11 protein-coding genes are annotated in these 12,723 nt (G+C 43.1%); 2 read left to right on the top strand and 9 right to left on the bottom strand.

Going from position 1 to position 12,723, the window contains the following annotated elements; genetic code table 11:
• The first annotated feature begins 11 nt into the window (after positions 1-11).
• Positions 12-1,238 (top strand): peptidase T, encoded by a 1,227-nt coding sequence (gene pepT, locus MKY93_RS01175; protein WP_009766528.1) that lies wholly within the window; start codon positions 12-14, stop codon positions 1,236-1,238.
• A 4-nt stretch (positions 1,239-1,242) separates the two neighbouring features.
• On the top strand, positions 1,243-2,190 hold the full coding sequence (locus MKY93_RS01170; RefSeq protein ID WP_009766529.1) for a DMT family transporter: 948 nt from the start codon (positions 1,243-1,245) through the stop codon (positions 2,188-2,190).
• Between the two features lie 297 nt (positions 2,191-2,487).
• On the opposite strand, the gene MKY93_RS01165 is transcribed toward MKY93_RS01170, so the two are convergent.
• The 9 genes from MKY93_RS01165 to MKY93_RS01125 all read right to left on the bottom strand — a co-directional run bounded on the left by MKY93_RS01165 (position 2,488) and on the right by MKY93_RS01125 (position 12,506).
• A complete protein-coding gene (locus MKY93_RS01165; protein WP_040758656.1) occupies positions 2,488-3,381 on the bottom strand; it encodes a DMT family transporter in 894 nt (297 codons plus the stop codon).
• A gap of 375 nt (positions 3,382-3,756) precedes the next feature.
• Complete coding sequence (locus MKY93_RS01160) at positions 3,757-4,827, bottom strand: ABC transporter substrate-binding protein (RefSeq protein ID WP_009766531.1); 1,071 nt, start codon at positions 4,825-4,827, stop codon at positions 3,757-3,759.
• A gap of 32 nt (positions 4,828-4,859) precedes the next feature.
• Positions 4,860-5,639 (bottom strand): ABC transporter ATP-binding protein, encoded by a 780-nt coding sequence (locus MKY93_RS01155; RefSeq protein WP_340757943.1) that lies wholly within the window; start codon positions 5,637-5,639, stop codon positions 4,860-4,862.
• A gap of 5 nt (positions 5,640-5,644) precedes the next feature.
• A complete protein-coding gene (locus MKY93_RS01150) occupies positions 5,645-6,463 on the bottom strand; it encodes an ABC transporter permease (RefSeq protein WP_009766533.1) in 819 nt (272 codons plus the stop codon).
• 483 nt (positions 6,464-6,946) lie between these two features.
• The gene (locus MKY93_RS01145; protein WP_246603045.1) at positions 6,947-7,861 is read right to left on the bottom strand and encodes an aminopeptidase; all 915 of its coding nucleotides are present in this window, start codon (positions 7,859-7,861) and stop codon (positions 6,947-6,949) included.
• Between the two features lie 42 nt (positions 7,862-7,903).
• On the bottom strand, positions 7,904-8,569 hold the full coding sequence (locus tag MKY93_RS01140; protein ID WP_040758662.1) for an AroM family protein: 666 nt from the start codon (positions 8,567-8,569) through the stop codon (positions 7,904-7,906).
• The gene (locus MKY93_RS01135; RefSeq protein WP_340757942.1) at positions 8,566-9,729 is read right to left on the bottom strand and encodes an amidohydrolase family protein; all 1,164 of its coding nucleotides are present in this window, start codon (positions 9,727-9,729) and stop codon (positions 8,566-8,568) included. Before MKY93_RS01135 ends, MKY93_RS01140 begins: the two co-directional genes overlap by 4 nt.
• Complete coding sequence (locus MKY93_RS01130; RefSeq protein ID WP_340757941.1) at positions 9,729-10,820, bottom strand: amidohydrolase family protein; 1,092 nt, start codon at positions 10,818-10,820, stop codon at positions 9,729-9,731. Before MKY93_RS01130 ends, MKY93_RS01135 begins: the two co-directional genes overlap by 1 nt.
• Before the next feature lie 78 nt (positions 10,821-10,898).
• Positions 10,899-12,506, bottom strand: coding sequence for an ABC transporter substrate-binding protein (locus MKY93_RS01125; RefSeq protein ID WP_340757940.1), 1,608 nt, complete (start codon positions 12,504-12,506; stop codon positions 10,899-10,901).
• Positions 12,507-12,723 lie beyond the last annotated feature (217 nt).

Genomic DNA, 12,723 nt, shown 5'->3' with positions numbered 1-12,723 from the left:
GAGTTTGTCTATTGAAAGAACAATTGATTGAACGTTTAATTCGCTATGCAAAAATTGATACGCAGTCTGATGCCGATTCTAATTCGACACCGTCTACGGCAGGACAGTGGGATTTATTGCATATGCTTGAAAAAGAACTGGCGGAGATCGGTTTAGAAGAGATATCATTGGATGAAAACGGCTATTTATTCGCCACTTTACCGGCCAATACGGAAAAAGAACTCCCAACAGTCGGATTTTTGGCGCACGTCGACACTGCGACAGATTATACAGGCAAGGATGTACGCCCACAGTGCATCGATCGCTATGACGGCAAAGACATCCAGTTAAATAAAGCTACCATCATGACCGTAGAAGCCTTTCCTGAGTTGAAAAACTACCTCGGGCATACGCTCATCACAACCGACGGCTCGACTTTGCTTGGTGCAGACGACAAAGCAGGTATATCAGAGATCATGACTGCTATGCAATACTTAGTGGAGCATCCTGAAATCAAACATGGTAAAGTGCGTGTCGGTTTCACGCCGGACGAAGAAATTGGACGTGGCCCGCATAAATTCGATGTCGAGCGATTCGGCGCAGAGTTCGCCTATACGATGGACGGCGGTCCGCTCGGAGAACTGCAGTATGAAAGCTTCAACGCTGCGGGGGCTTTGCTGACATTCCATGGGACCAACGTACATCCCGGCACCGCCAAAGGAAAAATGGTCAACTCCCTATTGATCGCTGCAGAGTTCCAAGAAGCAATGCCTGAGAATGAAATCCCACAAGAAACAGCGAATTATGAAGGGTTCATTCATCTAATGGAAGCAGAGGGCACTGTGGAAAAGACGACCTATCAGTATATTATCCGCGACTTTGATCGGGATGCGTTCGAGGCTCGAAAACAGCTGGTTCAAGATACTGCGGCCCGTCTTCAAGAGAAATATGGGAAACATGCAGTAGAGCTTTCATTGACTGACCAATACTTTAATATGCGCGAAAAGATTGAGCCCGTTATCGAGATTGTCGACATAATGGCAGATGCCTATCGCAATTTGGAAATCGAGCCAAAAATCGAACCAATCCGCGGCGGCACGGACGGATCTCAATTATCGTATATGGGCATGCCCACTCCGAACGTTTTCACAGGCGGGGAGAATTATCACGGCAAGTATGAATTCATTTCGGCAGACACGATGGTAAAAGCCACTCAAGTCATCATCGAAGCTTTGAAACTACAAGAACAGCGCGGTTAATCAGATGAAAGCGATTGGCATCGGAGTTTTATCCGCACTCTTTTTTGCTGTGACGTTTGTCTTGAATCGATCCATGGAACTCGATGGCGGCAGTTGGTTATGGAGTGCTGCTCTGCGCTATTTCTTCATGGTGCCGTTTCTTTTCGTCATTGTGGCGATGCGTGGCGGATTATCTGGAATGAAACGCGAAATGACTGCCGCTCCTCGACCTTTTTTTATTTGGAGTTTTGTTGCGTTTGTTCTTTTTTACGGCCCACTGACGTTTTCAGCAGGGTATAGTCCGGGCTGGTTAGTAGCGGGGACATGGCAAATGACCATTGTGGCAGGTGTTTTGCTGGCTCCGTTTTTCACCTTTCAAGCGAAAACCGAAACTGGTGATCTCCGAACAATCCGTCATAGGATTCCAAAGGCTTCCTTAATTATTTCATTGATTATACTAGTCGGCGTAGTGTTAATTCAAATTCCACACGCGAACAGTGTATCGACCAAAATTATTTTGCTCGGTACGTTACCGTTAGTAATGGCCGCTTTCGCCTACCCGCTCGGCAATCGGAAAATGATGGATTTGCTCGGCGGCCGGCTTGATATGTTCCAGCGTGTTCTGGCGATGACGTTGATGACACTGCCGATTTGGCTTGTCATGGCACTCTATGCATGGGCAACCGTAGGGCTTCCTTCCACCAGCCAAGTTGTGCAGTCAGTGATCGTCGCCGTCAGCTCAGGTGTCATCGCGACCTCTCTCTTTTTCATGGCTACCGATATGGTACAGCATGATCAGGGCAAGCTCGCGGCCGTCGAAGCTACACAATCCGTCGAATTGATCTTCGCGATGCTTGGTGAAATGGTACTTCTCAGCTTGCCCTTGCCAGGTGCGCTTTCATTGGTCGGCGTACTGGTCATCATTGGTGGTATGTCCTTGCATAGTTATCAGACGGCATTAGCCGCAAAATAATCAATTGCGTCTAGATTTTGAATCGATCGTGCTCGATTCACTCCTTTCAAAATCTGTGACATCCGCCGGAGGCTTAGGCCTACAGGAAGTAGGTCATGCAGGCATTGCCACAGGATGTGGCGATCTTAGCCTGCGTATTTCTATTGTTCAGCAGGCGTTAGAATACCCGCTGAACAGGAAATAAAACTGCATTCATCACACCGCCTAAAGAGGTGAAGACTTCTGCTGAATAAAGATAAAAGCAGAGCTGTCACAGAAGTCACATTGCGCTGACTTGCTAGACAGTTCTGCCCTTTTTTATATTTTCCGCTCGTTTACGTGCTGTACATTACGCTTCCTAAAAAACTGCGGCTTTGTTTCAGATAATAAAATGGCTACAAATATGAGCAATGCACCTAGGAACATGCGGAAGGTCAGGACTTCATATGCCAGAGCTACGGAGAAGGCCATCCCCCACACCGATTCGGTAGATAAAATAATTGCTGCCTTCGTCTCCGATAAATGCTTTTGTGCGATCGTCTGCATTAAAAACGCTATGGTCGTTGAAAATACAGCCAAATAGACTACAGCTCCAATTCCCGATGAAACCATCGAAAATGACGTTTCGCCTAATCCAATGACAGTCAAACAACCAATCACTGCTGCGAACGCCATCTGCAAAAGCGTCAGCAATATCGGATCCACTGTCCGCACAAACTTCGCTGTGTAGAAAATATGGAAGGCAAACAGCACAGCACATCCGAGTGTCAGCACGTCTCCGAAATTCACACCGGCAGACCACTGCAGTGATAATACCGCTACACCGAGCAGCGCTAAAACCGCGCCGAACAATTCAAACGTATCAAGCCTCCGTTTATATAAAATGAAGGCGATAAATGGCACGATTACTACATTGACACCTGTCAAAAAAGCATTTTTTGAAGGTGTCGTGAATTGCAATCCAACTGTCTGAAGCGCAAAGGCTGCGTACAATAAAAAGCCGAGCACGGCACCCTTCCATAAAACGTTTCTCTCTACTTTACGCAAGCGCTTATGGAACACCAAAGCCAATAAAATTGCTCCGATCGTAAACCGTACCGCCAAAATTTGATATGGGGTGTAGTAGTCGAGCGCCAACGCACTCATGACAAACCCGCTGCCCCAGATGATTGCGGTAATTGTCAGTCCGATTTCTCCTATGTATCTTTTCATTTCATCCACCATTCTTCTGATTGTCAGTCTTTTCAGTTTAGCATGTTTTTTGTGGCTATTATAGAATATTTTCAAATTTCAAGAAGTGTAATCTTTATAAAATAAAGCTTTCTTAAAAGTCAGCAATGGTACTTTCTAACATGTTTAAGCAAGCCAGAGGAACGCACCAATATGCCGACAGACCGAACGAAAGCATTGTTGCACCGAACCAAAAACCACTAGTTCCGAACATTAAACAAGACGCACCGCTCCAAACCGTCTACAGAACACACCAAACCATCTGCGCACCGCACATTTCCTCTTCCCGCAATCACTGGAAACAAAAACTGCCCGAAAAGTCAGGTGAAAATGACTTCTCGGACAGCTCCACTTATCTTATTCCTCATACACACCAATTTCTTTAATCGCCCGTTCCACTAGCGATGGATCTACAGACTTGTCGAAATCGATTTCCCCACGGATCGCACCATTCGCTTTGTATGTCTCATACTGTTTCTTAATATCATCCACAAACATCTTGCCGTTTGGATCCAGCCCTGTCACAAATACTCGCTCCCATAACTCAGGATCCTTCAGCGCCGTATGCTTCACCATAATATCGATGATTTCTTCTTTCCCTTTCTCTTTAAAGAAGGCATCATTATAGTCACGGACCCCTTTCAGATAGGCAGCCATGAAACGCAGCGACAACTCCTCTTTCTCCATGAACTGTGGAGAAGCCAAAACCATTGCAATCTGTGACTCTGGCGCATAATCGGTCGCATCCCCAAAACGTACATGAAAGCCTTGGTGAATTCCTTGTGCGATGAGCGGCTCAATATTAAGCGCAGCATCAATCGTTCCCGAGTCGATTGCCCCAAGCATAGCGCCGAAATCTGCTATGTGCACATACTCTACATCCTCTTCCGTCAAGCCCGCATGCTTCAGCATCTCTTGATAAATATATCCGTCTATTGAATTACGCGAAGAAACCGCGATCTTCTTGCCTTTGAAATCACTATATTCTTTAATTTCATCTACCATATGATTGCCGATAACAAAGCTGAAGTACGACTTTCCAGGCATATTATGTCCTTTATCCGCAATGATCCGGACGTCGATCCCTTGTGCAATCGCATTGAAGAAGGACGCTGTGGATACACCGCCTGCAATATCTACTTCTCCTGCAGCCAACGCTGGCAGCATGTCATCACTATTGGCAAAGTCAGCAAACTCAACGGAAATATTATAGTCTTCAAAGTATCCTTTTTCCTTCGCGATATAGAAGCCCGCCCCTGAAGCCGCTCCGTCTTCCGCTATGAAAACTTTTGCTGGTTTCTCAAGCGGCGTCAAATCACCAGACTTCGGCTTACCATCGTCTGACGCCGGCTTTTCAACTTCTTTTGGCGAGCATGCCCCGACGATCAAAACCGCTGATAGGATACTGATCCAACCCGCCTTCTTCATCCACTTCCCCACACCATCTCTCCTTTTATCGTTTATTCCCTGGATTTCAATACTTCTTCCTGTAAGTGATGCCAGATCTCAATAAACTTTGCTGCCATTTCAGGATCTTTCCGAATGTCTTCAATCTTTCTAGGCCGCGGCTTATCGATAATGATTTCATCAATGATCTTGCCCGGTTGCGCCCCCATCAATAAAATGCGATCACTGAGCAAGAGCGCCTCATCGATACTATGCGTAATAAATAGTACCGTTTTCCTCGTTTCTGCCCAAATACTCAGCAACTCTTCCTGCAAAATGAATCGATTTTGTTCATCAAGCGCGCCAAACGGTTCATCCATCAATAAGATCTCGGGATCATTCGCAAAGGCTCGCGCAATACTCACCCGCTGCTTCATACCTCCTGACAGTTCTTTGGGATATAAAGAAGCAAACCGCTCCAAACCCGTTTTCTTCAAATAAAAGTTCGTTCGCTCCTCAATGAATGCTTTCGGTAATTTGCGCATTTTTAGTCCGAAGGCAACATTTTCACGAACCGTCAACCAAGGAATGATACCTCGTTCCTGAAAGACCATCGATTGCAACGGCCGATCATCTCGTTCCGTCGCAATCGTAAAACTTCCCACACTCGGTTGTTCCAGTCCGGCTAATATACGCAGAAGTGTAGTCTTACCACAACCACTAGGACCAACAAGGCAAACAAACTCACCTTCTTCCACGGTCAGCGAAATATTCTCGAGCGCAATAACACTTCCTTGTTTCTTGTAAAAAGCCTTCATGAGTCCTTCCACGGTAATTTTAGGCTTCCCCTCCATTTCATTCACCTCCATGGCAATAACTTATTTTGAAGGGCGCGCAAGATGAGCGAAAATAAATAGCCAAAAAAGGAGATAAGGATCAGACCGACATACATCTCGGGCAATAGAAAGGCCTTATAGGAAGTCCAGATCAAATAACCGATTCCCGAAGTGGCCCCCATCATTTCTGCTGCCACAATCGTCAGTAGTGCAATCGCCTGCCCCATTTGGATTCCCTCGAGCATAACTGGCAGCGATCCGGGAAGAGCAATTTTGAAAAAGAAATCTCGCCGGCTCGTTTGGTAATTATTCGCGACATCCAAATAAATTTTATCAATGTTCAGCACACCAGCCGCCGTGTTGATCACTACTGGGAAAAATACACTCCCCGCAATTGTTACGACTTTCGATAAATCTCCGATACCAAATAAAATAATGATAATCGGAAGCAATGCCAGTGTTGGAATCGGCATGAGTGCCATGACAATTGGCTGGACAAAGTGCCGTATTGGGGAATACAGGCCCATCAGCAAACCGATGATGATACCCGGGATCACGCCTGCCAAAAATCCGATGAAAATCCGGTACAGCGACACGCCTACATGCTGGGCCATCGTTCCGCTGACGATCATGTCATAAAATGTTTGAACAATTGTGCTTGGTGGAGGGAAAAATCGAATGTCCAGTATTCCGGTCCTTGATAATACTTCCCATAGCAACAAGAGAAATATAGGTGAGACAATTGTCAGCAATTGCTTCCCTCGTTCCTTGCGCTGCCTCACCTTCCACTCCCGTTGCTCCACCTCAAATGATTCATCACGGATTAGTTGTTGCTTCTCCACTCTTCACCACCTCTTCACTGTCTATAGTATGTGATCGCCTAGTGATATGGTTGGGCTTAGGTAAAGTGTAATGCAGTCATAATGACAGTCTTCAAGTTTAAAAAAGACTAAGAGCCAGTTGTCATTCTAGGAATTAGGGAGAGGGAGAGGAAAAAACAAAAAGTTAAACGATTTCTAAAATAAGCTAGTGAGAAACAATATATTTTTATACACTCTAAAAAGTAAGAGGCGAAGCCATTATGGTGGGAATCACTGTTCCTGGACAGTGATTGGAAAATTGCGGTTATGAATGATGTTCAGTTGGAGGTTGAGTAAATCATAAGCGATGATAATTATTATGACGGTGACGGGCTGGAATACTTGCTTAAGAAATTCAGTGAGTAATTGTAGTTGATTGGGGATCGACTTGATATAGCCGTATTTAAATTTCAGTAATGATGTTAAGGCAATAAAACTGCCTTAACATCATTTAATCAAGATAAATTATTTATCCCACTCAAGCCGAGGATGTTTTGTTACACAGTCGATATGAACATTTGATTCTATGGTTCCACCAAATGTGTGGTTAGAACCAAAAGCGATATGTACAGTCTGGTAGGCTTTTTCATCCTCCAAAATTTTTCCGGTTATGCGCGCGGCGTGGTTTGTTCCAATACCTAGTTCGCACAGCAGCCTTCCATTTTCTCGGCCTAATAAAGCTAGCAGTTTTTCTCCATCTCCCCCAGTTGCGTCTATTAATCGACCTTTTTTTATCGTTAGGACAATGGGTTCTTGAACCAAACCAATTCCAGCAATGGAGCCATTGATTTCAATAGTTCCTTCGGATTTCTCCTCTAATGGAGCGATATATGCCTCCCCAGACGGTAAGTTTCCAGACATTCCTTTTTCTTTAAACACTCCAGTACTCGCGATTCCTTGTCTCTTTCCTATTGGTATGGTTAATTTATGATTTTCGCCAGTATAAATAGTCACTTGTTGATGAGCATTCAGTTTCCCTGTCATTTCCTTTGTTTCCCGCTCTACTCTTCCGTAATCCGCACGCAAAGCACCATTTAAAAACATATCTTCTGTGATTCCCGGCATTGTAATTACACTAATGTCCTTGGCATTCGCCTGTTTACGTGCAACAGTATGTGTCAAGGAATGCTTGGTAAGACAAAAGACCATATCAAAATTCAACATACGATTCGCGGCTTCACTAGGTGGCTCCTCGCCTGATTTAGTTCGATCTTCCATTACGTACAGATCCGTGTTCCATTCATCCGCTCTTAATGCACCTTCAAACTTACGACCAACATTTTCAGTACTTCGATCTGTCAATACCAGAATAGACGCTGATTTATCTAATGAAAAGTTTGTGCTCATTAGGCCTTTTACAATCGTTGCAAACTGAGACATGTTCAACATCCTTTCATGTGTTTATCAATTTTTGTAACTATACTAAAACATTTCAGCAACCGCAGCAAACACTAAATTTCTCGATGGTAGTATTGGTTTTTCAGTGTACCGGGACATATACTGTTTCATTTTGTCATCGTACCCCATACAATCAAGGATGATAGCTTGTATAGGCCACTCATCCATACGCTCTGCTACTTTCTGAAATTCCGTCCACTCTACTTGGTACGGTGTGCAAGAATCAAGCATACAATCTATTTCAGCTTCATTCCACTTGTCTAAAATTTCGGTTCGTTGTTCGGACAGGGGGACAACCACGCCAATCTCCTTTTCGCGGAACAAACCTTTTACGATTTGACTTACTATATAATCGGGGTACAAAATGGGCTTTGTCGAAGTAAATAACTCAAACTTCCCAGTACAAGCAACTAAAATAGCATCAATATGATCGTCCTGACAAGCAGCCACCAATTTACCCAGTTCCTGATCTACAAATTTCTTTTCCAGCCGTACTTTTGAACCATCGCGCAATCGAGAAACAAGCGTCTGTCCCGGCTGTGAAGAGACTAGTGTCTCAATTTCATCAGGTTTATACGAATCCAAAATTCCACGTTCCACTATATTCACATGCGGAATATATTTTTTGAAGGTTTCATGCATATCCTCTCGCGGACTTTGACCAATCGTTAAGACACATAATGTTTTCAACGTATCATCCCCTCATGGCGATATACTTCTTTACCTTCTATATAAGTTGCAAGAACATTCGCTTTTGTCTCGAAGGGTTTGTGAGACCAAATTGCAAAGTCGGCATCTTTTCCTTTTTCTACAGAACCTACCTTATCGGCTATTCCCATAATAGCAGCTGCTGCACATGTAATACTTTCAAGCCCCGCCAACTCATCCAATCCATTTTTTACTGCCTCTACGACACAATAATAGAGATACTGTATTGGGATAAATGGATGGTCTGTCATTATAGCAAAAGGGATCCCTGTTTCATGGAAATGTTTCGGGCTCTTTGCTGTAGAAAAACGATTTTCATACTTTGTTGCCGGGGTCATATAAGGACCTAGTGTTACGGTAGCACCACTCGCCTTGATGGTATCAAGCATCAGCATACCTTCCGTACAATGTTCAAGTGATAATTTGACATTGTACTCTTTTGCAATCCGAATAGCAGTTGCTATATCATCGGCCCGATGACAATGTAACCGAAGGGGCATTTTTCGTTCCAATACTTCCATAAACGGCGCTAACGCTGAGTTATCCTTAGATAGCTGGTCTCTTTCACTATCTTTTAGCTGTAGCACCTGGTTAAAGCCTTTGCGTATCAAGTGAGCCACTGCCATTCGGGTCATCGGCATCGTTTTATATTGATTACCAAACACATTTTTAGGGTTTTCTCCTAATGCTCCTTTTAATCCACTTCTTTCTATGAGTATCCTGTCATCAAAAGAAGCACCTGCTGTTTTTAATATACTCCATACACCGCCGATTGGATTAGCACTTCCCGCACCGGTTTGGACAGTTGTAACTCCACCCATTACAGCCTGTTCAAATGAAAAGTGTCGTGGATCAATTCCATCCTTTGCATTCATTAAAGGGGTCCATGGACTTGAATATTCATTGGCATCATTTTGTCTTTCCGTAACTTCTGCCCATAATCCAACATGCGTATGCGCGTCGATTAATCCTGGCGTAATGAATTGACCTGTACAATCTATGACTTGTGCATCCGAAGGTAAATCTGTGTTCTTGCCTATCTTTGTAATCTCCCCTTCACATACCCAAATATCGGCATTCCGCAAAACTTCATTTGATTGGTTCATTGTGTATACTGTACCGTTACGTAAAACTGTAAGCATTAGCAATCTCCTTTACTATAAACTTCAGTACCTTTTATAAACGTTTTCAGTACCGTAGCCGTTATATTCATTGGGTGCTGATCCCAGATTACTAGATCACCAAACTTTCCAGTTTCAATCGTTCCCGTTATATGATCAATAGATAAAAGTTCGGCTGCTCCTTTTGTTAAGGCATAAAGCGCTTCATTCTCAGGTACGCCTTCCCGAATGGCTAGTGACGCTTCCAACTTCAAGTTGGAGGCACCGCTTTTTGGATGATCTGATGCAAAGACAAATTTTTTCTGTTGTTCATGTAAGACCCGATACATCGATGGGTGAAGTTTCATTAATTCGTTACGTTCTATAGGTTGAAAAGCAGGCCCTGCAATAATTTCTTGAACTTGACTAGACCAACGTTCATCTATCAGGGGATATTCTGTAGCATGGACGAGCGTGATAGATACACCCACTTCTTGCGCAATTCGCAGTGCTGTCTCTATGTCGTCTGCTCGATGGCAACGGATAAATATTCGTTTATCCTTCAGGTCTGAAGATTGAATAAGCATATGCATCATTCTTCGCATCTCCGCAGCAATTCCCATTCGAGTCAGCGGCTTTCCGGTGACATCAAAATAAGCCTGCTTAGGCACATCACCCATTGAAAATGATATACCTCCACCTTCTGTAATGCACATTTCCTCAAACGTACTTCCAGTAGAATGGATAACAGCCGTTACCGCACCAACAACACTTTCCGGGCCCGACATAATATGATTTGCAGTTACTCCGGCTTCCAGTGCATCTTTAAACGAAGTATCGAAAGGGTAAATCCCATCGCGAACGTGGAAGATCATTCCTTTCCCGGCATACGATTCATAACTATCATTACCTTCCTTGCCAATCCCTGATTCCTTTAAACCAATAGAAGAACATGTGTCTATCAATCCAGGTGTTACATACATTCCATTCACATCAATCGATATTTCGACTGTTTGATCTTTTAATTCATCTGTCACTTCACGAATCCAATGGTCTTCAAGCAAAATATCTTTTTTTAAAAAAGCCTTATGATTAGTGTCAAATACAAACCCATTACGAATCAAAACTTTCAACGTTATCGCCTCACTTTTCATATATCAAAGGAAAAAAGCAGAGCTACGAGTACTCTACTTTTTCCTTTGCTTCATATTTTATTGCTTCAACCAAACATTGGCGCCGTTCGGATGCACAATTTGAATAGAGTTATCTGGTGACACATCAAACCCTTGTACTTTTTTATTAACCCCAGCAGTTGATTCTTGAACATCAATTTCAAGTCGAGGTACATCTTTTAAGATGATTTTCAATGCTTCTTGATACAACTTGGCACGCTCATCTTGATCTGCTGTATCAGAAAGTGCGCTGTTCAATAATTTATCTACTTCAGGATTTTCATAACCTTTACCATTACCCAATGCATTCAACTGATCCGTATGGAATAATTGGTATAAGAAGAAGTATGGATCTGGATACCATGACCAACCTCCAATTGACATTGGCGCATTTCCTTTGGACACTGTATCACTGTAAGTTCCCCATTCTACTACTTTAATCTCCACATCCACATTCAAGTTTTCTTTCATTTGGTTCTGGAAGATTGTCGCATATGGGACACGTGCTTCTGCTACATAAATTTCTGTTTTAAATCCATCTGGATAACCTGCTTCAGCAAGTAAGTCTTTGGCTTTTTCTGGGTCATAAGTTGGCACGAGTTCTTCCAACTCTTTATCGTAGCCCCATGAGCCTGGGGGTAGAGGCAGATAAGAGCGTGTAGCTCCTCCCCATTGGTTTACCCCTTCTACTAACTCATCAACATTCGTAGCTTTATAGATGGCTTCCCGTACTTTCGGATCGGCAGTCGGACCTTTCTTGTTATTTAAGTCTAAGTACGTAATTGATAAAGCTTGTTGTGTAAGCAACTCAAGATTCTCATCTTGTTCAACTAATGCACGATTTTGTCCTTTAACATCCATCGCGATATCAATATCGCCGGAACGCAAAGCATTTGTCATCATATTCGTGTCCGCAATTACTTTCATCTTCACAGAATCCACGTGAGGCTTCTCACCCCAATATTTATCAAAACGCTCTAGTGTAAGCTGTTGATCTTTCTGCCAATCTGTAATTTTGAATGGGCCGGTTCCGACTAGGTTTGCACCAAAGTTATCGCCCCATCCTTCTACTTCCTCTTTCGGAACAATGACATTCCCTGCATCTGTCAATACTGCCAATAAAGCAGCGTTGGCTTTTTCTAAATGTACTTCTACTTCATTTTCACCTGTTACTTCTACTTTTGTCACTCCGCGCAAACGATTCATAACCGACTCATTTGCGGATCTTTCTAAACTATATTTGACGTCCTCTGCTGTCATTTGACGTCCATCTTGATATTCACCAGGTTGAAAATAGACATCATCACGCAACTGGAACGTATACACTAACAAGTCGTCTGAGATTTCCCAGCTTGTTGCAAGTGAAGGTTTAATTTCTGATAAATTTTTACTGTAAACTACAAGAGTATCAGCCACAGATCTCATAACTTGAGATTCATACACACCCGTATATTTTACAGGATCTAAGGTTTGTGGATTAGCGGATAAACCAATCTGTAACACCCCACCATCTTGCGGTTCTCCACTATTTGAATCTCCACTGTTCGATGACTCTCCGTCTGTCGAAGAATTCTTTCCCGAACAAGCACCCAGTACTAACAATAAAGCCATGCTGAGTAAAAATAATCCTAGTACTCTTCTCCTCATCTCTCTCCCACTTCCCTCTGTTTCATATTGTGAACCAATGATTCACCGATTAAGATAGTTAATAATCTATCACAGAGATCTTTTCGTGTAAAGAGGTAATTTCAAATATTCTGATCCTTCATAAACTTAACAACACAATTACAGGAACAGAAAATTTACTATTTACTTTCAATTCTAACAATGCTAGAATTACGAATATTCACATTGTGAACCAGTG

Source organism: Sporosarcina sp. FSL W7-1283, assembly GCF_038003105.1.
GTDB lineage: Bacteria > Bacillota > Bacilli > Bacillales_A > Planococcaceae > Sporosarcina > Sporosarcina newyorkensis.
The sequence above is the reverse complement of the archived record's forward strand: the minus strand, read 5'-3'. Positions and strand labels throughout refer to the sequence as shown.

Bases quoted from the DNA above. Each gene is read 5' to 3' on its own strand.
- MKY93_RS01160 (WP_009766531.1), bottom strand. From the start codon at position 4,827: ATGAAGAAGGCGGGTTGGATCAGTATCCTATCAGCGGTTTTGATCGTC.
- MKY93_RS01170 (WP_009766529.1), top strand. From the start codon at position 1,243: ATGAAAGCGATTGGCATCGGAGTTTTATCCGCACTCTTTTTTGCTGTG.
- MKY93_RS01165 (WP_040758656.1), bottom strand. From the start codon at position 3,381: ATGAAAAGATACATAGGAGAAATCGGACTGACAATTACCGCAATCATC.
- MKY93_RS01155 (WP_340757943.1), bottom strand. From the start codon at position 5,639: ATGGAGGGGAAGCCTAAAATTACCGTGGAAGGACTCATGAAGGCTTTT.
- MKY93_RS01135 (WP_340757942.1), bottom strand. From the start codon at position 9,729: ATGCTTACAGTTTTACGTAACGGTACAGTATACACAATGAACCAATCA.
- MKY93_RS01125 (WP_340757940.1), bottom strand. From the start codon at position 12,506: ATGAGGAGAAGAGTACTAGGATTATTTTTACTCAGCATGGCTTTATTG.
- MKY93_RS01145 (WP_246603045.1), bottom strand. From the start codon at position 7,861: ATGTCTCAGTTTGCAACGATTGTAAAAGGCCTAATGAGCACAAACTTT.